The organism is Bradyrhizobium sp. ORS 285, assembly GCF_900176205.1.
In the GTDB taxonomy this organism is placed as follows: domain Bacteria; phylum Pseudomonadota; class Alphaproteobacteria; order Rhizobiales; family Xanthobacteraceae; genus Bradyrhizobium.
Genome location: NZ_LT859959.1, coordinates 7,374,352 through 7,394,863, shown reverse-complemented (window position 1 = coordinate 7,394,863; position 20,512 = coordinate 7,374,352). Strand labels below are relative to the sequence as shown.

23 protein-coding genes and 1 tRNA gene are annotated in these 20,512 nt (G+C 65.6%); 15 read left to right on the top strand and 9 right to left on the bottom strand.

Going from position 1 to position 20,512, the window contains the following annotated elements:
- Window positions 1-28: 28 nt before the first annotated feature.
- The 3 genes from ugpB to BRAD285_RS33215 form a co-directional block, all read right to left on the bottom strand.
- Window positions 29-1,345 (bottom strand): sn-glycerol-3-phosphate ABC transporter substrate-binding protein UgpB, encoded by a 1,317-nt coding sequence (ugpB, locus tag BRAD285_RS33225; RefSeq protein WP_006613112.1) that lies wholly within the window; start codon window positions 1,343-1,345, stop codon window positions 29-31.
- Between the two features lie 191 nt (window positions 1,346-1,536).
- Window positions 1,537-2,739: a CaiB/BaiF CoA-transferase family protein gene (locus tag BRAD285_RS33220; protein WP_006613113.1), complete on the bottom strand. Its 1,203-nt coding sequence runs from the start codon at window positions 2,737-2,739 to the stop codon at window positions 1,537-1,539.
- Window positions 2,740-2,884: 145 nt separating this feature from the next.
- Entirely contained in the window at window positions 2,885-3,310 is a 426-nt protein-coding gene (locus BRAD285_RS33215; protein ID WP_006613114.1) for an organic hydroperoxide resistance protein, read from the bottom strand.
- Between the two features lie 174 nt (window positions 3,311-3,484).
- Between BRAD285_RS33215 and BRAD285_RS33210 the strand changes: the two genes are divergently transcribed.
- Window positions 3,485-3,943 (top strand): MarR family winged helix-turn-helix transcriptional regulator, encoded by a 459-nt coding sequence (locus BRAD285_RS33210; RefSeq protein ID WP_006613115.1) that lies wholly within the window; start codon window positions 3,485-3,487, stop codon window positions 3,941-3,943.
- 4 nt (window positions 3,944-3,947) lie between these two features.
- On the opposite strand, the gene BRAD285_RS33205 is transcribed toward BRAD285_RS33210, so the two are convergent.
- The 3 genes from BRAD285_RS33205 to BRAD285_RS33195 form a co-directional block, all read right to left on the bottom strand.
- A complete protein-coding gene (locus BRAD285_RS33205) occupies window positions 3,948-4,199 on the bottom strand; it encodes a GIY-YIG nuclease family protein (RefSeq protein WP_006613116.1) in 252 nt (83 codons plus the stop codon).
- Window positions 4,200-4,364: 165 nt separating this feature from the next.
- A tRNA-Ala gene (locus BRAD285_RS33200) sits at window positions 4,365-4,440 on the bottom strand.
- Between the two features lie 81 nt (window positions 4,441-4,521).
- Window positions 4,522-4,929 (bottom strand): TIGR02300 family protein, encoded by a 408-nt coding sequence (locus BRAD285_RS33195; protein WP_006613117.1) that lies wholly within the window; start codon window positions 4,927-4,929, stop codon window positions 4,522-4,524.
- Window positions 4,930-5,078: 149 nt separating this feature from the next.
- Between BRAD285_RS33195 and aroA the strand changes: the two genes are divergently transcribed.
- The 10 genes from aroA to trpB all read left to right on the top strand — a co-directional run bounded on the left by aroA (window position 5,079) and on the right by trpB (window position 14,341).
- Window positions 5,079-6,416, top strand: a complete 1,338-nt coding sequence (gene aroA, locus BRAD285_RS33190) for a 3-phosphoshikimate 1-carboxyvinyltransferase (protein ID WP_006613118.1) — start codon at window positions 5,079-5,081, stop codon at window positions 6,414-6,416.
- Window positions 6,417-6,424: 8 nt separating this feature from the next.
- Entirely contained in the window at window positions 6,425-7,030 is a 606-nt protein-coding gene (locus BRAD285_RS33185; protein WP_035647204.1) for a hypothetical protein, read from the top strand.
- The gene (locus BRAD285_RS33180) at window positions 7,008-7,412 is read left to right on the top strand and encodes a hypothetical protein (protein ID WP_006613119.1); all 405 of its coding nucleotides are present in this window, start codon (window positions 7,008-7,010) and stop codon (window positions 7,410-7,412) included. Before BRAD285_RS33185 ends, BRAD285_RS33180 begins: the two co-directional genes overlap by 23 nt.
- Before the next feature lies 1 nt (window position 7,413).
- Window positions 7,414-8,052, top strand: a complete 639-nt coding sequence (cmk, locus tag BRAD285_RS33175) for a (d)CMP kinase (protein ID WP_006613120.1) — start codon at window positions 7,414-7,416, stop codon at window positions 8,050-8,052.
- 253 nt (window positions 8,053-8,305) lie between these two features.
- Window positions 8,306-10,015, top strand: a complete 1,710-nt coding sequence (gene rpsA / locus BRAD285_RS33170) for a 30S ribosomal protein S1 (RefSeq protein WP_006613121.1) — start codon at window positions 8,306-8,308, stop codon at window positions 10,013-10,015.
- Window positions 10,016-10,438: 423 nt separating this feature from the next.
- A complete protein-coding gene (gene sppA, locus BRAD285_RS33160) occupies window positions 10,439-11,419 on the top strand; it encodes a signal peptide peptidase SppA (protein ID WP_006613122.1) in 981 nt (326 codons plus the stop codon).
- Window positions 11,420-11,588: 169 nt separating this feature from the next.
- On the top strand, window positions 11,589-11,912 hold the full coding sequence (locus tag BRAD285_RS33155; RefSeq protein WP_006613123.1) for an integration host factor subunit beta: 324 nt from the start codon (window positions 11,589-11,591) through the stop codon (window positions 11,910-11,912).
- 77 nt (window positions 11,913-11,989) lie between these two features.
- Complete coding sequence (locus BRAD285_RS33150; RefSeq protein WP_006613124.1) at window positions 11,990-12,382, top strand: lipopolysaccharide assembly protein LapA domain-containing protein; 393 nt, start codon at window positions 11,990-11,992, stop codon at window positions 12,380-12,382.
- Window positions 12,383-12,461: 79 nt separating this feature from the next.
- Complete coding sequence (locus tag BRAD285_RS33145; RefSeq protein WP_006613125.1) at window positions 12,462-13,121, top strand: phosphoribosylanthranilate isomerase; 660 nt, start codon at window positions 12,462-12,464, stop codon at window positions 13,119-13,121.
- The gene (gene trpB / locus BRAD285_RS33140; RefSeq protein ID WP_006613126.1) at window positions 13,118-14,341 is read left to right on the top strand and encodes a tryptophan synthase subunit beta; all 1,224 of its coding nucleotides are present in this window, start codon (window positions 13,118-13,120) and stop codon (window positions 14,339-14,341) included. Before BRAD285_RS33145 ends, trpB begins: the two co-directional genes overlap by 4 nt.
- An 85-nt stretch (window positions 14,342-14,426) precedes the next feature.
- Here the strand turns inward: trpB and BRAD285_RS33135 are convergent, their stop codons facing one another.
- On the bottom strand, window positions 14,427-14,774 hold the full coding sequence (locus BRAD285_RS33135) for an endonuclease domain-containing protein (protein ID WP_087877738.1): 348 nt from the start codon (window positions 14,772-14,774) through the stop codon (window positions 14,427-14,429).
- Between the two features lie 72 nt (window positions 14,775-14,846).
- Between BRAD285_RS33135 and trpA the strand changes: the two genes are divergently transcribed.
- The 4 genes from trpA to BRAD285_RS33115 all read left to right on the top strand — a co-directional run bounded on the left by trpA (window position 14,847) and on the right by BRAD285_RS33115 (window position 18,805).
- A complete protein-coding gene (gene trpA, locus BRAD285_RS33130) occupies window positions 14,847-15,683 on the top strand; it encodes a tryptophan synthase subunit alpha (RefSeq protein ID WP_006611136.1) in 837 nt (278 codons plus the stop codon).
- Between the two features lie 94 nt (window positions 15,684-15,777).
- Window positions 15,778-16,716, top strand: a complete 939-nt coding sequence (gene accD / locus BRAD285_RS33125) for an acetyl-CoA carboxylase, carboxyltransferase subunit beta (RefSeq protein WP_006611137.1) — start codon at window positions 15,778-15,780, stop codon at window positions 16,714-16,716.
- Window positions 16,713-18,053 carry a folylpolyglutamate synthase/dihydrofolate synthase family protein gene (locus BRAD285_RS33120; RefSeq protein ID WP_035645781.1) on the top strand — a complete coding sequence of 447 codons (1,341 nt, stop codon included), beginning with the start codon at window positions 16,713-16,715 and terminating at the stop codon, window positions 18,051-18,053. The genes accD and BRAD285_RS33120 overlap by 4 nt, the downstream gene beginning before the upstream one ends.
- 11 nt (window positions 18,054-18,064) lie before the next feature.
- Window positions 18,065-18,805, top strand: coding sequence for a metallophosphoesterase (locus BRAD285_RS33115; RefSeq protein ID WP_006611139.1), 741 nt, complete (start codon window positions 18,065-18,067; stop codon window positions 18,803-18,805).
- Here BRAD285_RS33115 and BRAD285_RS33110 read toward each other — a convergent pair whose 3' ends face one another.
- Window positions 18,806-19,819 (bottom strand): ATP-dependent DNA ligase, encoded by a 1,014-nt coding sequence (locus BRAD285_RS33110; RefSeq protein ID WP_006611140.1) that lies wholly within the window; start codon window positions 19,817-19,819, stop codon window positions 18,806-18,808.
- 277 nt (window positions 19,820-20,096) lie between these two features.
- On the bottom strand, window positions 20,097-20,420 hold the full coding sequence (trxA, locus tag BRAD285_RS33105; RefSeq protein ID WP_006611141.1) for a thioredoxin: 324 nt from the start codon (window positions 20,418-20,420) through the stop codon (window positions 20,097-20,099).
- Window positions 20,421-20,512 lie beyond the last annotated feature (92 nt).

Genomic DNA, 20,512 nt, shown 5'->3' with positions numbered 1-20,512 from the left:
GTCCCGAGGGGAAGCCTCTGTCACGGACTTACTTGGCCGTTTTCTCGAAGGTGCGCAACATCGCATTGCCGCGGGCGACGGCGGAGTCGAGCGCCTCCTTGGCGGTCTTCTTGCCGGCCAGCGCCGCCTCGATCTCTTCCGACCAGACGTCACGCATCTGCACCATGTTGCCGAAGCGCAGGCCGCGCGAATTCTCGGTCGGCTCCTTGTTGGTCAGCTCCTTCAGCGGCGTCTGCAGGGTCGGGTTCTTCTCGTAGAAGCCGTCCGCCTTGGTCTTCTCATAGGCCGCCTTGGTGATCGGCAGGTAGCCGGATTCCTGGTGCAGCTTGGCCTGGCGGTTGGTGTCCGACAGGAAGGTGAAGAACTTGGCGATCCCCTTGTACTCGTCGGCGGTCTTGCCGCCCATCACCCACAGCGAGGCGCCGCCGATGATCGAGTTCTGCGGGGCGCCCTGGGCTTCCGGATAATACGGCATCGGCGCCGAGGTGAAGTCGAACTTCGCGGTGTTCTTGGCGGTGGCGTAGTAGCCCGACGAGGTCAGGAAGATCGCGCATTCGCCGGAGCCGAAGCGGCTCTCGGAGGCCGAGCCGCGCCCCGAATAGTCGTAGGTCTTGTCCTTCTGCAGCTCGACGAGGTTCTGCAGATGCTTGACGTGCAGCGGGCTGTTGAACTCCAGCACGGTGTCGAAGCCATCGAGGCCGTTCGCTTTGGTGCCGATCGGCACGTTGTGCCAGGCGGAGAACTGCTCGATGTTGGCCCAGGACGCCCAGGCGTTGGAGAATCCGCAGGTGTCGTGGCCCGCGGCCTTGAGCTTCTTGGCGGCGTCGAACACCTCCGGCCAGGTCTTCGGGATCTCGGCGACGCCGGCCTTCTTCAGCTCGTCCTTGTTGATCCACATCACCATCGACGACGAGTTGAACGGGAACGACAGCATGTCGCCCTTCGACGTCGAGTAGTAGCCGGTGATCGCCGGCAGATAGGCCTTCGGATCGAACGGCTCGCCGGCTTCCTTCATCAGCTCGTAGACCGGCTTGATCGCGCCCTTGGCGCTCATCATCGTCGCGGTGCCGACCTCGAACACCTGCATGATGTGCGGCGCGTTGCCGGCGCGGAACGCGGCGATGCCGGCATTCATCGTGTCGGGATAGGCGCCCTTGAAGGTCGGCACGACCTTATAGTCGCTCTGCGACGTGTTGAACTCTTCGGCGAGCTTGTTGACGATATCGTTGTTGCCGCCGGTCATGGCGTGCCACCACTGGATTTCAGTCACCGCGAGTGCGGGCGAAGCAGCAAAACCAAAGGTGGCTGCAATGGCAGTGGCAGCAGCAAAGTGTCGAAATGACATCAAAAAGATCCTCCCATGAACGTCATCGGTCGTGGCGGCCGTTAACAGCGCCAGATGACAGTTATGTGAATGTATAGACGTATGACCTGACGCGGGAAAGCCACGCGCAGTGCGTCCACGAAAAGCGGTAAATCGCGTCTCTCCGTCACCGCGTCGTGGTGCGACGCGATGACGGAGCGCGTGCGATGCGATCAGCGCTTGCGTTCCGTGCAGACGGTTCCTGCGGCCCGCAGCGCGTCGATCTCGCTCGGCGTGTAGCCGAACTCGCTCAGCACCTCCTCGGCGTGCTCGCTGTATTTCGGCGGCGTGGAGCGCAACGTCGGCTTGGTGCGTTCGAGCCGGATCGGCGAGGCCACGCCCTTGTACCAATCCTTCTCGATGACATCGCCGCGGTAGAGCGTGTGCGGATTGGTCAGTGCCTGATCGATCTTCTGCACCGGGCCTGCGGGCAGGCCGGCCGCGAGCAGGCGGTCGCACAGCGGCTCGGCCTCGAACGCGCTGAACACGGCCGCGAGCTCGGCGCGCAGCGCCTCGCGATTGGCGACGCGGTCTCTGTTCCGCGCGAAGCGCGGATCGGTGCCGAGTTCCGGACGCCCGATCTCCTTGGCGAGCTTGCGGAACGTGCCGTCATTGCCGACGCCGATGAAGATGTCGTCGGTCTTGGTCGGGAAGATCGCGTAAGGCACGAGGTTCGGATGCTCGTTGCCGGTCAGCGACGGCGGCTTGCCGTGCATGAAGTAGTTCGCGGTGTGCGGATGCATGATCGCAAGGCCAGTCTCGTAAAGCGTAACCTCGAGGAACTGGCCCTGTCCCGAGCGCTGCCGTTCCGACAGCGCCATCAGGATGCCGATTGCGGCATAGAGCCCCGTGGTGATGTCGACCAGCGGCACGCCGATCCGCATCGGGCCGCTTTCGGGCGAGCCGGTGGCCGCGATCATGCCGGTCATCGCCTGGATGATCGCGTCATAGCCGGGATTGCCGCCGCGCGGTCCGTCGGCGCCGAAGCCGCAGATGCGGCAGTGCACGAGCTTGGGGAATTTCTCGCGCAGCGTCTCGCTGCCGATGCCCCATTTCTCCAGCGTGCCCGGCTTGAAGTTCTCGATCAGCACGTCGGCCGTCTCGAGCATCTTGAGCAACACCACGCGGCCGCCCTCGGAGGCGAGGTCGAGGCCGATCGAGCGCTTGTTGCGGTTGATGCCGACGAAATAGGCCGCGTCCTCGTCGTGGAACGGAGGGCCCCAGTCGCGCACCTCGTCGCCGGCGGGCGGCTCCACCTTGATCACGTCGGCGCCGTGGTCGGCCAGGATCTGCGTGCAATAGGGGCCGCCGAGCACGCGCGTGAGATCGATCACGCGCAGGCCGGCCATGGCGCCGGGAGCAAATTGAGGGGTCATGGACATCGCGAGGTTGGTTGCAGCTCGCGGTCATTAAGCATTGCTGCGCCACTGGCGCAAACCGGCTCGCGCGAATGCAGCCCTCGCGGAAAAGCGAGAGCTGCAAGGCCGTGCGCGGCGATCTGCCGCGCCGCAGAATTCAGGCTCAGACGACGGTCAGCTTGACGTCGACATTGCCGCGGGTGGCGTTGGAGTACGGGCACACCTGGTGGGCCTTGGCGACCAGCGCCTCGGCATCAGCCTTGGCGAGGCCGGGCAGGGAGACCGCGAGCTCGGCGGTGATGCCGAAGCCGCCTTCCGAGCGCGGGCCGATGCCGACCGTCGAGGTCACCGACGCATCGGCAGGAACCTTCGGGCCGCCCTGCGAGGCCACGAACTTCATCGCGCCGATGAAGCAGGCTGCATAACCGGCGGCGAACAGCTGCTCGGGGTTGTTGCCGGCGCCGCCGCCACCGCCGAGCTCCTTCGGGGTGGCGAGCTTGACGCTGAGCGAGCCGTCGAGGGTGGCCGCCTCGCCGTCGCGGCCGCCGGTGGCCTTGGCGCTGGTCTTGTAGAGCACGTTCACGGACATGGGGTGTCTCCCGGGTTGGGTGGAGGGGAATTCAGTGAGACTGATATTGCACGCAATTCGATTGCGCACAATATAATTGTTCGGTAGAAAATTCGTGATCGGTGCGTCCAGGTCGTTGCCCGACCCTTTCCGCCCCGCCCAAGATGCACCCAACGATCCATTCCTGGTGTGACGATGCCCAAGAAGACCACCGCCGACGTGCCGCTGCAGCTCGGCAGCCAGCTTTGCTTTGCAGTCTACTCGACCGCCCACGCCTTCAACCGCGTCTACAAGCCGCTGCTCGACCGTCTCGGCCTGACCTATCCGCAATATCTGGTCATGCTGGTGCTATGGGAGCGCGACGGCCTGTCTGTGAAGGAGATCGGCGAACGGCTGTTCCTGGACTCGGGCACGCTGACGCCGCTGCTGAAGCGGATGGAGGCGCTGCGCCTGCTGACACGGACGCGATCAGCCCAGGACGAGCGTCAGGTGTTGGTCACGCTGACAGGGCAGGGCGCGGCGCTGCGGGACAAGGCGCGCGCGATCGTGCCGCCGGCGATCCTGGATGCGACGGGCTGCTCGATCGCGGAGCTGGCCGATCTGCACGGCAAGCTGGTGAAGCTGCGGGAGCGGCTGGAGGCGGCGGTGGAGTGAGGGCTCAAGCCGGACCGAGCAGGCGCTTCTTCGAAAACGCGCGGCCTGAATGCGACTTCAGATAGGCTTCGAACGCCAATGCCCGTTGCTTGTCCGGGAAGGCGCAGTACCAGACGAGCGTCCAAGGCGCGAACTTGGAGGTATGGGCTGAGCGGCCTGCGTTGTGATCCTTGAGGCGCTGTTTGATGTCCGCGCTCGCGCCAATGTATTCCTGCTCGGGAAAGGCGAGGCTCCGGATGATGTAGACGTACCACATGCAGAGGCGCTCGCGGCGATGGGTCGCTCGTCCGCAGTCTGTGGCGAAAAGGAGAGTTTGTCAGCCGACCTAAGTCCGGCTTCGCCAAGGGGCTTCGCCGGACACCACGCTTCGCCCTCAGGGCTCCGTCGTGGCTGCGCCACGCGTAGCCCGGAGGGCGAAGCGTGGTGGAGCCAGGCGGGATCGAACCGCCGACCTCTTGCATGCCATGCAAGCGCTCTCCCAGCTGAGCTATGGCCCCTGAACCGAACCGGCGGTCTGGGTGACCGCCGGGGAGCACCGTGAACCACAGTTCGCGGCTGATCTCAAGTGGCTTCGACGATTATTCTTCGTCGCCGCCGACATCGCCGATGATGTCTGTGACATCTTCGTCGCCCTCTTCCTCGTCGGCGATGAAGGTCGAGTCGTCATCCTCGTCGTCGTCGAGGGTCTCGTCGATCTCGATATCGTCTTCGGACTCAGGCACGACGGCCTTGACCTTGCCGGAGTTCTCCTCGGCATCGGCCTCCTCGAGCGACACCAACTCCTCGGCCTCGGCCGGCTCGTTCACGGTGTCCTGCGCCGCGGCGGCACGCGCCGCCTCGCCGCGCATGGCGCGGGTGGGCGCCACCGGAGCGATCGGCACGACCTCGCCGGTGTAGGGCGAAATCACCGGGTTCTTGTTGAGGTCGTAGAACTTTTTGCCCGTGGTCGGGCAAATGCGTTTGGTTCCGAGCTCGGATTTGGCCACGTGCAGGCGTCCTGGCAATGTCTGAAAAGCGGTGTCTCACTTGGCTAGTTGCCGCGCCGCTGTCAATAGCGCTTTCAACCGGATATCACGCCCGTGACGGCCGCCGGGCGCTGTGATACCTGCCGGCTCCAAAACCCGAGGATCCCGCCGTGAGCACGTCAGCCGCCCCCACTCCGCTCGAATCCCGCGCCTCCGGGCCGCTTTCGGGCACGATTCGCGTGCCCGGCGACAAGTCGATCTCGCACCGGGCGCTGATCCTGGGCGCGCTGTCCGTGGGCGAAACCCGGATTTCCGGCCTGCTCGAGGGGGAGGACGTCCTCAACACCGCCAAATCGATGCGCACGCTCGGCGCCCAGGTCGAACGCACCGGGGAATTTGCCTGGACGGTGAACGGCGTCGGTGTCGGCGGCTTCGCCCAGCCGACGGCGACACTCGATTTCGGCAACTCCGGCACCGGCTGCCGCCTGGTGATGGGCGCCGTCGCCGGCTGCCCGATCTCGGCCGCGTTCGATGGCGACGCCTCGCTGCGCAGCCGGCCGATGCGGCGCATTCTCGATCCCCTGGCGCTGATGGGCGCCAAGGTCACCGCCAGCGCCGAGGGGGGCAAGCTTCCGTTAACCCTTCAGGGCGCCAGCAACCCGATTCCGATCGAATACCGCACGCCGGTGGCCTCGGCCCAGATCAAGTCCGCCGTGCTGCTCGCCGGCCTCGCCGCGCCCGGAATCACGACCGTGATCGAGCAGGAGGCGAGCCGCGACCATACCGAGCTGATGCTCAAGCATTTCGGCGCCGAGATCGTCACCACGGCGGAAGGCAGCCACGGTCGTCGCATCGCGCTGACCGGCCAGCCCGAGCTGCGTGGCGCGCCGGTGATCGTGCCGGCCGATCCGTCCTCGGCCGCGTTCCCGCTGGTTGCCGCTCTGATCGTCGACGGCTCGGACCTCGTGCTCTCCGACGTCATGACCAACCCGCTGCGCACCGGCCTGTTCACGACCCTGCGCGAGATGGGCGCCTCGATCGAGGAGGACGACGTCCGCGGCGATGCCGGCGAGCCGATGGCCCGCCTGCGCGTGCGCGCCTCGAAGCTCAAGGGCGTCACGGTGCCGCCGGAGCGCGCGCCGTCGATGATCGACGAATATCTCGTCCTCGCCGTCGCTGCCGCCTATGCCGAGGGCACGACGATCATGCGCGGCCTGCACGAGCTGCGCGTCAAGGAATCCGACCGGCTCGAAGCCACCGCAGCGATGCTGCGCGTCAACGGCGTCAAGGTCGAGATCACCGGCGACGACCTGATCGTGGAGGGCCGCGGCCACGTCCCGGGCGGCGGCCTCGTCGCCACCCACATGGACCACCGCATCGCAATGTCCGCGCTGGTCATGGGCCTCGCCTCCGACAAGCCGGTCACGGTCGACGACACCGCCTTCATCGCCACCAGCTTCCCCGATTTCATCCCGCTGATGCGCAAGGCAGGCGCGGATTTCGCTTAAGGAGCACCATGGCCTCCGCCTTTGACCGCGACGCGCTGCTGGCGGCCTTCGACGCGATTGGACGATCGGCGGCCCAGGCGGGGGCAAAGCTGCAGATCGCGGTGTACGGTGGATCAGCCCTGATGCTGGCGAGTAACTTTCGTTTCGCGACGGAAGACGTCGACGTCTCGGAGCTGCCGAGCCCGCTTCCTGCATGGCTGGCGGCGACGCTCCATGACATCGCCCAGCGGAATGGCTGGTCGGACGACTGGTTCAATGATGGCGTCGCCTTCCACCTGAGCCCGCTGGCGGATCAGGCGGCGGACCACCTGGAGTTCGGCACTTTTCCGCGAGACGGCTCACCGCCAGGATTGGTGGTCTCCGTGCCCTCGGCCGAGTATATGCTGGCGTTGAAGCTCAAAGCGGTCAGGATCCTCGACCCCGCGCGCGGCGAGGCCGAGCGGCTCGATATCCTCAATCTGATGAAGGTCGTTGGAATCACCGACGCGGATGCAGCGGTCGCGCTCCTTGCGAGATACTTTCCGGCGAGTGCGGCATCAGCCGAGAAGCAACGCTTTCTGCTGAAGCACATGAACTCAGAGGGAGCAGTCGATGCGCCCAAATACCCTCGCTGAAGCGGTCGCCCGGATCGGGCGTGGGGAGTCGCGGGAGATCATGCTCGCCGAGTTCATCGACACGTTCGACCTCGCTCCCTCCGACGAGGCGCGTTATGCGGCCATCGAGGCCGAACCTGACCTGACCGGCGATCCTCGGATCGATGCTCTGGCTGGCGCGATCGCCGAATATCTGGCCAAGCAGCGCCGGTTGGGCCGGGTACCCCCCTGGACCGGCGGCCCGGCGCGACGTTTGAAGGACCCCTGGTTCACGACCAGTTCGACGTCCCCGGCGCTACGGGAGTACTTGACCTTCGCCAGCCCGGGAGAGTTCGCCTCCCGCAACATCTTTACCGACGAGCGGCCGCTGCGGCGGGCGCGTGAGACTTCAGGATATCGCTAGAATGATCATCGCCATCGACGGCCCGGCTGCCTCGGGCAAGGGCACCATGGCCAAGCGGCTGGCCGCGCATTATGGCCTCAGGCACCTGGATACGGGGGTGATCTACCGGGCCGTGGCGCATGCGCTGCTGACGGCCGGAATCGACCTGAAGGACGAGGCGCGGGCGGCCGAGGTCGCCATGACCCTGGATCCCACGACCTTCGACAATCCGGCGTTCAGGTCGCACGAGGTCGGGTCGGCGGCCTCCGTGGTCTCGGCCTTGCCCAAAGTTCGCGAGGCGTTGCTGGCATTCCAGCGCCAGTTCGCCAGCCAGCCACCGGGCGCCGTGCTCGACGGGCGCGACATTGGAACCGTGATCTGCCCGGACGCCCAGGTGAAGATCTACGTCGTGGCCGACCCCAAGATCCGGGCGCATCGCCGCACCCTCGAGGCGCGCTCGCGGGGCGAGCCGGCCGACGAGGCGGCCATTTTGGCCGACATCCTGGCGCGCGACGAGCGCGACCAGAACCGGGCCGTCGCGCCTTTGAAACAAGCGGCGGATGCTTACTTGCTTGATAACTCTCATTTGGATATAGAAAGCGGCGTCCGGGCCGCCATCGACATCGTCGAGGCCGTTCGAGCGGGCCGTCAGCGGGTTTGATTTCCACTGGCGTCATTGGAGGAACCGCCCGCTCCCGCCCTTGACCGTCGATAGCTCGATTGCAGTTCAATCGGGTCCGATCAGCCGGACGAAACTTCATATGTATCGCATGTGCAGGCATTGCCGGCCCGCGCCGTTTGCGCTTTTCGCGCTGACAGCGCGGACGTCTGGGGATTTGTGGACCTCCAGGCACTGTTCATCCGATGCGCCGATCAACCCCACGCTGGCGAGAATGTCCGCATCTGGAGAACCAATGGCTTCGAGTACGTCTGCTAATTCCTACAATCCCAGCCGCGATGATTTTGCCGCGATGCTGGACGAGTCCTTCACGAAGGGCAATCTTCAGGAAAGCTCCGTCGTCAAGGGCAAGGTCGTCGCGATCGAGAAGGACATGGCCGTCATCGACGTCGGCCTGAAGACCGAAGGCCGCGTGGCGCTGCGTGAATTTTCCGGTCCCGGCCGCGACAGCGAGCTGAAGGTCGGTGACGAGGTCGAAGTGTTCCTCGACCGCATCGAGAACGCGCTCGGCGAAGCCGTGCTGTCGCGCGACAAGGCGCGCCGCGAAGAGAGCTGGGGCAAGCTCGAGAAGGCGTTCCAGAACAACGAAAAGGTTAACGGCGTCATCTTCAACCAGGTCAAGGGCGGCTTCACCGTCGACCTGGATGGCGCAGTCGCCTTCCTGCCGCGTTCGCAGGTCGACATCCGTCCGATCCGCGACGTCGCCCCGCTGATGAACAACTCGCAGCCGTTCCAGATCCTCAAGATGGATCGTCGCCGCGGCAACATCGTCGTGTCGCGCCGGACCGTGCTGGAAGAGACCCGCGCCGAGCAGCGCCAGGAGCTGGTGCAGAACCTCGAAGAGGGTCAGGTGATCGACGGCGTCGTCAAGAACATCACCGATTACGGTGCGTTCGTCGACCTCGGCGGCATCGACGGCCTGCTGCACGTCACCGACATCGCCTGGCGCCGTGTCAACCATCCGACCGAGGTGCTCTCGATCGGCCAGACCGTCAAGGTCAAGATCATCAAGATCAACCACGAGACGCACCGCATCTCGCTGGGCATGAAGCAGCTCCTGGACGATCCGTGGCAGGGCATCGAGGCGAAGTACCCGCTGCAGGCCCGCTTCCACGGCCGTGTCACCAACATCACCGACTACGGCGCGTTCGTCGAGCTCGAGCCGGGCATCGAAGGCCTGATCCACGTCTCCGAGATGTCGTGGACCAAGAAGAACATGCACCCCGGCAAGATCGTGTCGACCTCGCAGGAGGTCGAAGTGCAGGTGCTCGAGGTCGACAGCGTCAAGCGCCGCATCTCGCTCGGTCTCAAGCAGACCATGCGCAATCCGTGGGAGGTCTTCGTCGAGAAGCATCCGACGGGTTCGGTGGTCGAGGGCGAGGTCAAGAACAAGACCGAGTTCGGCCTGTTCCTGGGTCTCGAGGGCGACGTCGACGGCATGGTCCATCTGTCGGATCTCGACTGGAAGTTGCCGGGCGAGCAGGTCATCGACAACTACAAGAAGGGCGACATGGTCAAGGCCGTGGTGCTCGACGTCGACGTGGAGAAGGAGCGCATCTCGCTCGGCATCAAGCAGCTCGAAGGCGACCCCTTCGCCGAGCCGGGCGATGTCAAGAAGGGTGCGGTCGTGACTTGCGAAGTGCTCGACGTCAAGGACGGCGGCATCGACGTCAAGATCACCGGCACCGACTTCACCACCTTCATCAAGCGCTCCGAGCTGGCGCGCGATCGCAACGATCAGCGCACCGAGCGGTTCGCCGTCGGTGAGAAGGTCGATGCCCGCGTGATCCAGTTCGACAAGAAGGCCCGCAAGGTCCAGGTGTCGATCAAGGCGCTGGAAGTCGCGGAAGAGAAGGAAGCCATCGCGCAGTACGGCTCGTCCGATTCGGGCGCGACGCTGGGCGACATCCTGGGCACCGCGCTCAAGAACCGCGACTCGAAGTAAGCCTTCGGTTCGTGTGACGAGATCAAAGCCCCGGCTTCGGCCGGGGTTTTTTTGTGCAATCGCGGCTCTGGCAGTCTTCCAGCTCCCTCACTGCTGCAGAGCGGTCGCATATGAGCAAAGCTCGCCGCCGACAGCGTGCCGACCACCGTCCTTCGAGACGCCCGCCTCCGGCGGGCTCCTCAGGACGAGGCCTGTTTTCGCGGCGGGATTCTTGACCCTCATGGTGAGGAGCGCCGGCTTCGGCGCGTCTCGAACCATGAGGCCCTGAGGCGTATCGAGCCACATGCAAGCGCACGGCTCAGGGCTGGGGCGGCCGCATGGCGGAGCCTTCCTTTCTTCAAATTGCGCCGCGATTGATGTAATCGGATAACGAGATATTCAGGCTGCGGCTGCAGAACGCGCCGAGACTTCCAGGAGCTGTCCATGTCGCTAGATTCGGATGTGATCGTCGACCGCCGCAGGCTGCGCCGTAAGCTGACGTTCTGGCGCGTCGTGGCGGTGGTGATCGCGATTGCTGCGCTCTCCGCGATCGGCTTGGCGATGTCGCCGCGCGGCCGCACCGCGCTGTCGACCTCCGGTTCGATCGCCCGCGTCAACATCGAGGGGCTGATCCGCAGCGATCAGGAACGGGTCGAAGCGCTGGAGCGGCTCGAGAACTCCTCGGCCGAGGCCGTGATCGTGCACATCAACTCGCCGGGCGGAACCACCGCCGGCTCCGAGCAGCTCTACGATTCCCTCGTTCGCCTGAAGGCCAAGAAGCCGCTCGTCGTTGTGGTCGAAGGTCTCGCGGCCTCCGGCGGCTATATCGGTGCCATCGCGTCCGATCACATCGTCGCACAGCAGAGCTCGCTGGTCGGCTCGATCGGCGTGCTGTTCCAGTATCCCAATGTCAGCGAGCTCTTGAAGACCGTCGGCGTGAAGATCGAGGAGGTGAAGTCCTCGCCGCTGAAGGCCGCGCCCAACGGCTACGAGCCGACCAGCCCCGAAGCGCGCGCTGCGCTCGATGACCTCGTGAAGGATTCCTACGCCTGGTTCCGTGGTCTCGTGAAGAGCCGCCGCAACATGGACGACACGCAGCTGGAGAAGGTCGCCGATGGCCGCGTCTTCACCGGCCGCCAGGCGGTTGAACTCAAGTTGATCGACGAACTCGGTGATGAGAAGACGGCAGTGGCCTGGCTGGTCGCCAACAAGAACGTCAAGAAAGACCTGCCGGTGCGCGACTACAAGCTGGTGCCGCGCTTCGGTGATCTCACTTTCCTGCGCACGGCCACCTCGATCGCGCTCGACGCCGTCGGCCTGTCCGGCATCGCCCGCCAAATCGAACGCACCGGAGTCGTCCAGGCGGTCGACCGGGTCGGACTCGACGGCATGCTGGCGCTGTGGACGCCCGCAACGGGGAATTGAAACCCGTCAAGACAATCGTGGCGCAGAGTCTCGCGTGGAGCGTGTGGTCCGGCATTGGACGGTGCCGAGCCCGGAAAGCCAATTCCCAGGCCCGATGAATGATTTAGCGTCTTGACAGTCCTGCATATTTTCACGGAAATGGGACTGTCTCCCCGGGTACATTTTCTCGATGATCAAATCCGAGCTGGTTCAGCGTATCGCCGAGCACAACCCGCATCTCTACCAGCGGGATGTCGAGAACATCGTCAATGCGATCCTCGATGAGATCGTGGCCGCGCTCGCGCGCGGTGATCGCGTCGAGCTCCGCGGCTTTGGTGCGTTCTCCGTCAAGCACCGGCCGGCCCGCGCCGGGCGCAACCCGCGGACCGGCGCGCATGTCCCGGTGGACCAGAAGAGCGTCCCGTTCTTCAAGACGGGCAAGGAAATGCGCGAGCGGCTGAACCGGGACAATCCGGCAGGCGCTGGCGAGGACGCCGACGATACGGACGAGTGACGCGCGTCTCGCGCCGGACGTGTTAGTCGTTGGCGGCTGATCGAGGCGAAACCAGCCTGACTGATACGAGCGAGCGCATGCGAAAATTCTTCACCGTCGTGATCGTCCTGCCGTTGTTGGTGCTGTTCGTCGTTTTCGCGGTCGCCAACCGGCATTTCGTTACCGTATCATTTGATCCGTTCAATGCGACCGATCCGGCGCTGTCGGTGGCCGTGCCGCTGTTTGCCCTGATCATCGCCGTCGCGATCCTGGGCGTGATCGCCGGCGGCTGCGCGACCTGGATCGGCCAGCGCCGTTGGCGCCGCGCGGCCCGCCGCCATCAGGCCGATGCCGAAGCCGCCCGGGCCCAAGTCGCCCAGCTGACCGCGGCGGCGCGCGCAAACCAGGGGCCGGCGCAATCCCTGGTTCCGGCCGCCCCCGCCCGGCTTTTCGCCCCTTATGGGCGAGACAAGCAGGGCGTCGCGTTGTAGAAGGCGCGCAAGCCTGAACGACCTTCGGAAGTCGTCGGCTCCAGGTGATCCCTTTCGTCCGGACGTGCGTTCTTTCCCGATGTCCCTGCTCGTCAAAATCTGCGGCCTGACCACGCCCGACACCCTCGGTGCCGCGCTCGACGCGGGTGCCGAGATGGTGGGATTCGTGTTCTTTCCGCCGTCGCCCCGTCACATCGGTCTCACGGCCGCGCGCGAGCTCGGCCAGCAGGCAAAGGGGCGTGCGCTCAAGGTGGCGCTGACGGTCGATGCCGATGATGCGACGTTCGAGAACATCGTCGAGACCCTGCGCCCGGACCTCCTCCAGTTGCATGGGCGCGAGAGCGTCGCGCGCATTCGCGATCTCAAGCAGCGCTTCGGCCTGCCAGTCATGAAGGCCATTCCGGTCGAGACGGCCGCCGATCTGGCGCCGCTGGCCGGCTATGCCGAGGTGTGCGATCGCATCCTGTTCGACGCGCGCGCCCCGAAGGATGCGACGCGCCCCGGTGGCCTCGGCGCCACCTTCGACTGGCATGTGCTGCAGGGACTGAAGCTGGACCGCCCGTTCATGGTGTCCGGCGGGTTGAGCGCCGACAATGTCGCCGACGCCGTTCGGACGACGCGTGCCGGCGGCGTCGATGTGTCATCCGGTGTCGAGCGGATGCCGGGTGTGAAGGATTGCGACATGATCCGGGATTTCATTCGTGCGGCGCGGGCCGCTGAAGAGTTGAGCGTGCAATGACCACAGCCATTCCCAATTCCTACCGCAGCGGTCCTGATGACCGTGGCCATTTCGGCATCTTCGGCGGCCGCTTCGTCGCGGAAACGCTGATGCCGCTGATCCTCGATCTGGAAAAGGCCTATGCCGAGGCCAAGGCCGATCCGGCGTTTCATGCCGAGATGACCGGCTATCTCAAGAACTACGTCGGCCGGCCCTCGCCGCTGTACTACGCGGAGCGGCTGACAGAGCATCTCGGCGGCGCCAAGATCTACTTCAAGCGCGAGGAGCTCAATCACACCGGCTCGCACAAGGTCAACAACGTGCTCGGCCAGATCATGGTCGCGCGCCGCATGGGCAAGAAGCGCATCATCGCCGAGACCGGCGCCGGTCAGCACGGTGTCGCGACCGCGACGCTGTGTGCGCGCTTCGGGCTGGATTGCGTGGTCTACATGGGCGCGGTCGACGTCGAGCGGCAGCAGCCGAACGTGATCCGCATGGAGATGCTCGGCGCCAAGGTCGTGCCGGTGCAGTCCGGCGCCAAGACGCTCAAGGATGCGATGAACGAGGCGCTGCGTGACTGGGTCACCAACGTCCACAACACGTTCTACTGCATCGGCACCGTGGCCGGCCCGCACCCCTATCCGATGATGGTGCGCGACTTCCAGTCGGTGATCGGCAGCGAAACGCGCACGCAGATGCAGGAGGCCGAGGGCCGGCTGCCGGACTCGCTGATCGCCTGCATCGGCGGCGGCTCCAATGCGATGGGCCTGTTCCATCCGTTCCTCGATGACCCCTCGGTCGAGATCTACGGCGTCGAAGCCGCCGGCCATGGTCTGACGCATCTTCACGCCGCCTCGATCGCCGGCGGCCGTCCGGGCGTGCTGCACGGCAACCGCACCTATCTCCTCATGAACGAGGACGGACAGATCGACGAGGCGCATTCGATTTCCGCCGGTCTCGATTATCCCGGCATCGGACCGGAGCACTCCTGGCTGCACGATGTCGGCCGCGTGAACTATTTGTCCGCGACCGACGAGGAAGCGCTCGCGGCTTTCCAACTGCTGTCGCGCCTCGAAGGCATCATCCCGGCGCTGGAGCCGGCGCATGCCATCGCCAAGGTGATGGAGCTCGCGCCGAAGAAGCCGAAAGACCACCTGATGGTGGTCAACATGTCCGGCCGCGGCGACAAGGACGTTCCGCAGGTCGGTGATATCCTGCGAGGAAGGACGAGAGCACAGTGACGGCCGCTCGCTCGGTGCATCTTCACCTCTCCCCATCGGGGAGAGGTCGGCTGCGCAGCAGCCGGGTGAGGGGGCCTTGCTCTCCTCAGTCAGATCGAAGCGTACTCGCGATAGCCTCGAGCACGCCGTCGAGATTCTCGTATATGTCGACGTTCGTGACTCGAAGGACGAAAAAGCCGCAGGCCTCGAGCACCGCAGTTCTTGCGTCGTCCCTTGCGACCTCCGACGCGGTCGAATGGGGCGCTCCGTCCACTTCGACAATGAGCTTGCCTGCCAGTGTGACGAAATCGACGACATACCGATCGATTGCGTGCTGGCGCCGGAATTTCCATCGCGCCAGCCTGCGGTTGCGCAGCGCCTGCCAGAGCTTGTCTTCCGCGCTGGTTTGTGACGCCCGAAGGGCGCGGGATCGCTTCTTAAATCTGTCTTCCATCCCCCTCACCCGGCTGCTTCGCAGCCGACCTCTCCCCACAGGGGAGAGGTATAGCACGCTCTGGGCCGCCCGATGACAACGAGAATGGATGCGCGCTTTGCGCAGTTGAAGAAGGAAGGCCGCTCGGCGTTCGTCACCTTCGTGATGGGCGGCGACCCCGATCCGGAGACGTCGCTCGCGATCGTGAAGGCGCTGCCGCAGGCGGGCGCTGATATCATCGAGATCGGGATGCCGTTCACCGACCCGATGGCTGATGGACCGTCGATCCAGGCGGCGGGCCTGCGCGCGCTGAAAGCGGGCATGACCTTGAAGAAGACGCTGCAGCTGGTGCGCAGCTTCCGCGAGAGCGATGCGGCGACGCCGATCGTGCTGATGGGCTACTACAACCCGATCTACATCTACGGCGTCGACAAGTTTCTTGATGATGCCAAGTCGTCCGGCGTCGATGGCCTGATCATCGTCGACCTGCCGCCGGAGGAAGACGACGAGCTGTGCATCCCGGCCCTGAAGGCGGGCTTGAACTTCATCCGCCTGGCGACGCCGACGACAGACGACAAGCGCCTGCCGGCCGTGCTCGCGAACACTTCCGGTTTCGTCTATTACGTCTCGATCACCGGCATCACTGGTGCGGCCGCCGCGGACTCCTCCGCCGTCGGCGCCGCCGTGGCCCGGATCAAGCGCCACACCGCGCTTCCGGTCTGCGTCGGGTTCGGCATCCGGACACCGGAGACCGCCCGCGCCATCGCTGCCAATGCCGACGGCGCCGTGGTCGGCACGGCCCTGGTCGACGCCCTCAAGGCGAGCCTGGACGCCGAGGGCCGGGCCACGCCCAAGACCGTCAGCGCGGTCGCCGACCTCGCCGCAGCCCTGGCGCAGGGCGTGCGCGGCGCCCAGCAGGCCGCGGAATAGCCATCAACCACCCTTGTATGGAGCGCCACGGCATGGCTTGCCGAGGCGCTGCCGTCCCGCCATATATCCGGGCGACCGCAAAACGGAGCTTTTCATGAACTGGCTTACCAACGTGGTCCGGCCGAAGATCCGCAACATCCTGCGCCGCGAGACGCCGGAGAACCTCTGGATCAAGTGCCCGGATTCCGGACAGCTCGTGTTCTACAAGGACGTCGAGGCCAACCAGTTCGTCATCCCCGGCTCCAACTACCACATGCGCATGGGCGCATCGGCGCGGCTGAAGTCGATGTTCGACAACGAGACGTGGTTCGACGTCGCGCTGCCCGAGGTCACGCCGGACCCGCTCAAGTTCCGTGACGAGCGCCGCTACGCCGACCGCATCAAGGATGCGCGGGCGCGCACCGGCATGAACGATGCGGTCAAGGTCGGCTTCGGCAAGCTCGAAGGCATGGGCGTTGTCATCGCCGTGCAGGATTTCGACTTCATGGGCGGCTCGCTCGGCATGGCCGCCGGCGAGGCGATCGTGCGCGGACTGGAGCTCGCGGTCGAGAAGAAGTCGCCGTTCATCGTGTTCGCGGCCTCCGGCGGCGCGCGCATGCAGGAGGGCATCCTGTCGCTGATGCAGATGCCGCGCACGACCGTCGCCGTTCAGATGCTGCGCGAGGCCAAGCTGCCCTACATCGTCGTCCAGACCAATCCGACCACCGGCGGCGTCACCGCGTCCTATGCGATGCTGGGCGACGTCCACATCGCCGAGCCCGGCGCGCTGATCGGTTTCGCGGGCGCTCGCGTCATCGAGCAGACCATCCGCGAGAAGCTGCCCGAGGGTTTCCAGCGCGCCGAGTACCTGCTCGATCACGGCATGGTCGACATGGTGGTGCATCGGCATGACCTGCGCCCGACCCTGGCGCGGCTGTGCCGCCTGCTGACCAAGGCGCCGGCCGTCGAGCATGCCAAGCCCGCGCCGCAGCTGCCGCCGCCGGCCAAGCCCGCCGAGACGGCGGAAGCGCCGGCGGTCGCAACGAGCGCGTGAACGCTTCTGCCCAGCCCAAGCCTTCGCTCGACGAGCTGATCACGCGCCTCTCGGCGCTGCATCCGAGCAAGATCTCGCTCGGGCTGGAGCGCATGCACCGGCTGCTCGCGCAGCTCGATCATCCCGAACGCAAACTGCCGCCCGTGATCCATGTCGCCGGCACCAATGGCAAGGGCTCCACGGTCGCTTATCTCAGGGCGATGCTCGAAGCGGCGGGCCTGCGCGTCCACGTCTTCACCTCGCCCTGGCTGGTCCGCATCAACGAGAGCTACCGGCTGGGTCAGGTCGGTGGCGGCGTCCTCGTCGATGACAACGAACTGATCGCGGCGCTGCTCGAATGCGAGCGGGTCAATGCCGGCGCGCCGATCACCTTCTTCGAAGTCAAGACCGTCGCGGCGTTCGTGCTGTTCGCGAAGCATCCCGCTGATGTCGTGCTGCTCGAAGTCGGTCTCGGCGGCCGGCTCGATTCCACCAATGTCGTCGAGCAGGTCGCGGCCTCCGTGCTGACGCCGATCAGCATGGACCACATGGAATTCCTCGGCGATACCCGCGCGCTGATCGCGGCCGAGAAGGCCGCCATCATCAAGCGCGGCTGTCCGGTGATCTCCGCGGCGCAGGAGCCGGACGCGATGGCGGTGATCGAGCGCGAGGCCAAGCGCCAGCGCGCGCCTTTGTTCGCGGCCGGGGAGAGCTGGCACGTCAGTGTCGAGCGCAATCGGCTCGTCTATCAGGACGATCGCGGTCTTCTCGATCTCCCGGCGCCCAGACTGTTCGGCCGGCATCAGTTCGACAATGCAGGGCTCGCGATCGCGACCTTGCGCGCGCTCGATCAGTTCAAGCTGGCAACCAAGGCGTTCGAGGACGGCATCGTCAACGCCGAATGGCCGGCGCGCATGCAGCGGTTGTCGAACGGCGCGTTCACTGCGATTGCGCCACAGGGCGCGGAGATCTGGCTCGATGGTGGGCACAATGCCGAAGGCGGCCGCGTCGTCGCCGCCGCGATCGGTGATCTTGAGGAGCGTGTCTCGCGTCAGCTCGTGGTCATCGTCGGCATGATGGGCAACAAGGATGCCGCAGCGTTCCTCGGCAACTTCGCCGGGCTGACGCGGCACATCATCGTCGTGCCGATCCCGAATGAGAGCAAGGCGATGGCGCCCCCCGATCTCGCCGCGGCCGCGCGCACGCTCGGCATGCGCGTCGAGATCGCCGACGGTGTTGCTTCCGCGCTCGCCGGCATCGCGCGGCTTGCCTATGAGGTGCCGCCGCGTATTCTGATCACGGGGTCGCTCTATCTCGCAGGCCACGTGCTCGACCTCAACGGCACGCCGCCGACCTGAGGAAATCAACCATGCGGTTCGCCGCGATTGCCGATGTCCACGGCAACCATCTCGCGCTGGAGGCCGTGCTCGCCGATATCAGCGCGCAAGGCGTGACCGAGATCGTCGATCTCGGCGACATGGCGAGCGGTCCGCTCGATGCGCGCAAGACGATGGACAGGCTGATGGCGCTCGACGCCGTTCATGTCCGCGGCAATCATGACCGCTGGCTGATCGATCGTCCGTTCGAGACAATGGGCGCGTGGGAGCGGCCAGCCTATCCGCAGCTTGAGACCAGGCATCTCGACTGGCTGCGCACGATCCCGGCAACGGCCGTCTATCGCGACCGGGTCTTCCTCTGTCATGCGACGCCGGAGGACGACAATACTTATTGGCTCGAAAGTGTCGCGGCTGACGGCGCGATCACCTGCGCACCACTCGATGAGATCGAGAAGCTGGCCGCCGGCATTTCGCAGTCGCTGATCCTGTGCGGCCATACGCACACCGCGCGGGCCGTGCGGCTGCGTGACGGCCGGCTGATCGTCAATCCTGGCAGTGTCGGCAGCCCCGGCTACTCCTACAACGTGCCGCATCCGCATGTGGTGCAGGCCGGCACGCCCGACGCGCGCTACGCGATCCTGGAGCTGACGGCGGCGGGGTGGAGCGTGAGCTTCCGCCATGTGCCCTATGATAACAGCGCGATGGCCGAGCTGGCGCGCGCCAATGGCGACGGCGAATTTGCTTCGGCATTAGCGACCGGCTGGATCCGCTGATCAGGCGAGCAGCTTCAGGGGATCGGCGACCTTCTGCTTGAGCTGATCGAAGGTGCATTGCTTCGGTGCCTTGTCCGGGCGCCAGCGCAGGATCGAGGTGCCGTGGCGGAAGCGTTCGCCGGAGAAGTGGTCGTAGCAGACCTCGATCACGAGCTTCGGCTTCAGCGGACACCATTCCGCGGAGCGTTCCGTCGACCACCGGCTCGGCCCGCCCGGCGCATTGCCGGTGAATCCAGGCGGCGAGATCAGCGGCTCGAGCTTGTCCGTCAGTGCGGGCTTCTCGTCCCTCTTCAGCGCTGAGGTGAAGCCGACGTGATGCAGGAGTCCGTCGTCGTCGTAGAGACCAAGCAGCAGCGAGCCGACCAGCTTGCGGCCGTTTGCGCCCTTGTTGGTGGCGTAGCGGAAGCCGCCGATCACGCAGTCCGCCGAGCGATAGCGCTTGATCTTCTGCATGCCGTCGCGGTTTCCCGCCTGGTAGGGCAGGTCGATCCGCTTGGCGATCACGCCGTCCGAGCCGCCGCCGGAATGTGACAGCCAGTCCTGCGCGGTCGCGTAGCGCGTGGTCGCGGGTGACAGCCGGAAGGTCGGATGTCCCGCGAAGTTCGCCTTCGCGAACGCCTCCAGCACTGGACGCCGATCGTGCAGCGTCTGCGCGATCAGCTCTTTCTCCTTCGCCGTCGCTAGCAGGTCAAAGGCGAGGAATAGCGCCGGGGTCTCGGCCGACAGCTTCTTCACCCGGCTGGCGGCGGGATGGATCCGCTGCAGCAGCGCATCGAACGAGAACGACTTTGCTTGCGGCACGACCAGCTCGCCATCGAGTGTGAAGCGGGTGGCTTTCAGTTCGCGTGCCGCAGCGACCACCTCCGGAAAGTAGCGAGCGAGATCCTCGCCGGCCTTGGACTGCATCGTCACGTGAGCGCCGTCGCGCGAGAGCAGGCAACGAAAACCGTCCCATTTCGGCTCGTACTGCCACTCCTCGCCACGCGGGATCGCCTCCACCGAGCGCGCCTCCATGGCCAAGAGGCCTGACTTGCGGGAGGGCGAGCGATGGGCGCGGGCGGGCATGGCGACATCCGGAAACGCGAAAACACACCCCCTCAACGCAAACGGCCGGCGAATCCGCCGGCCGTTCGAGAAAAATCGTCGATGCGTAGGGTGGGCAAAGGCGAGCCCGTGCTTTCGCTGCATTCGAGATCGCAGTTGCGCCGTGCCCACCGTCCTGCTGCGAGCTCGCGGAGAGATGGTGGGCACGCTACCGCCTGACGGCGGCCGCTTTGCCCACCCTACGGGCTCACATCGACGACGAGATCCACTGCTGCAGCTTGGCCTTCGGCGCGGCGCCGACCTGGCGGGAGGCCATCTCGCCGCCCTTGAACACCATCAGGGTCGGGATCGACATCACGCCGTACTTCGAGGCGGTCTTCGGGCTCTCGTCGACGTTCAGCTTCACGATCTTGACCTTGTCGCCCATCGCGCTCGCGATCTCGTCCAGGGCAGGGGCGATCATGCGGCAGGGGCCGCACCACTCGGCCCAGAAGTCGACCACGACCGGACCGTCGGCCTTGAGCACTTCGCTTTCGAAATCGGCGTCGGAAACCTTGGCTACGGCGGCCATGGGATTTACCTCGTTGGGTTGGAGGATGCGGCGCTGATATCGCGCCGCCTCGGCGTGGGTGTCAAAGTATGAATGGCATCATGCCGGGTCAA

What these genes read in the sequence shown, in the direction of transcription:
- BRAD285_RS33180 (WP_006613119.1), top strand. Translation starts at nt 7,008, where the DNA reads ATGCGCCCAAATACCCTCGCTGAAGCGGTCGCCCGGATCGGGCGTGGG.
- trpA (WP_006611136.1), top strand. Translation starts at nt 14,847, where the DNA reads ATGACAACGAGAATGGATGCGCGCTTTGCGCAGTTGAAGAAGGAAGGC.
- BRAD285_RS33220 (WP_006613113.1), bottom strand. Translation starts at nt 2,739, where the DNA reads ATGACCCCTCAATTTGCTCCCGGCGCCATGGCCGGCCTGCGCGTGATC.
- BRAD285_RS33155 (WP_006613123.1), top strand. Translation starts at nt 11,589, where the DNA reads ATGATCAAATCCGAGCTGGTTCAGCGTATCGCCGAGCACAACCCGCAT.
- BRAD285_RS33110 (WP_006611140.1), bottom strand. Translation starts at nt 19,819, where the DNA reads ATGGAGGCGCGCTCGGTGGAGGCGATCCCGCGTGGCGAGGAGTGGCAG.
- rpsA (WP_006613121.1), top strand. Translation starts at nt 8,306, where the DNA reads ATGGCTTCGAGTACGTCTGCTAATTCCTACAATCCCAGCCGCGATGAT.
- accD (WP_006611137.1), top strand. Translation starts at nt 15,778, where the DNA reads ATGAACTGGCTTACCAACGTGGTCCGGCCGAAGATCCGCAACATCCTG.
- cmk (WP_006613120.1), top strand. Translation starts at nt 7,414, where the DNA reads ATGATCATCGCCATCGACGGCCCGGCTGCCTCGGGCAAGGGCACCATG.
- sppA (WP_006613122.1), top strand. Translation starts at nt 10,439, where the DNA reads ATGTCGCTAGATTCGGATGTGATCGTCGACCGCCGCAGGCTGCGCCGT.
- BRAD285_RS33215 (WP_006613114.1), bottom strand. Translation starts at nt 3,310, where the DNA reads ATGTCCGTGAACGTGCTCTACAAGACCAGCGCCAAGGCCACCGGCGGC.
- BRAD285_RS33145 (WP_006613125.1), top strand. Translation starts at nt 12,462, where the DNA reads ATGTCCCTGCTCGTCAAAATCTGCGGCCTGACCACGCCCGACACCCTC.
- BRAD285_RS33210 (WP_006613115.1), top strand. Translation starts at nt 3,485, where the DNA reads ATGCCCAAGAAGACCACCGCCGACGTGCCGCTGCAGCTCGGCAGCCAG.
- BRAD285_RS33205 (WP_006613116.1), bottom strand. Translation starts at nt 4,199, where the DNA reads ATGTGGTACGTCTACATCATCCGGAGCCTCGCCTTTCCCGAGCAGGAA.
- trxA (WP_006611141.1), bottom strand. Translation starts at nt 20,420, where the DNA reads ATGGCCGCCGTAGCCAAGGTTTCCGACGCCGATTTCGAAAGCGAAGTG.
- ugpB (WP_006613112.1), bottom strand. Translation starts at nt 1,345, where the DNA reads ATGTCATTTCGACACTTTGCTGCTGCCACTGCCATTGCAGCCACCTTT.
- BRAD285_RS33185 (WP_035647204.1), top strand. Translation starts at nt 6,425, where the DNA reads ATGGCCTCCGCCTTTGACCGCGACGCGCTGCTGGCGGCCTTCGACGCG.
- BRAD285_RS33150 (WP_006613124.1), top strand. Translation starts at nt 11,990, where the DNA reads ATGCGAAAATTCTTCACCGTCGTGATCGTCCTGCCGTTGTTGGTGCTG.
- BRAD285_RS33115 (WP_006611139.1), top strand. Translation starts at nt 18,065, where the DNA reads ATGCGGTTCGCCGCGATTGCCGATGTCCACGGCAACCATCTCGCGCTG.
- trpB (WP_006613126.1), top strand. Translation starts at nt 13,118, where the DNA reads ATGACCACAGCCATTCCCAATTCCTACCGCAGCGGTCCTGATGACCGT.
- BRAD285_RS33135 (WP_087877738.1), bottom strand. Translation starts at nt 14,774, where the DNA reads ATGGAAGACAGATTTAAGAAGCGATCCCGCGCCCTTCGGGCGTCACAA.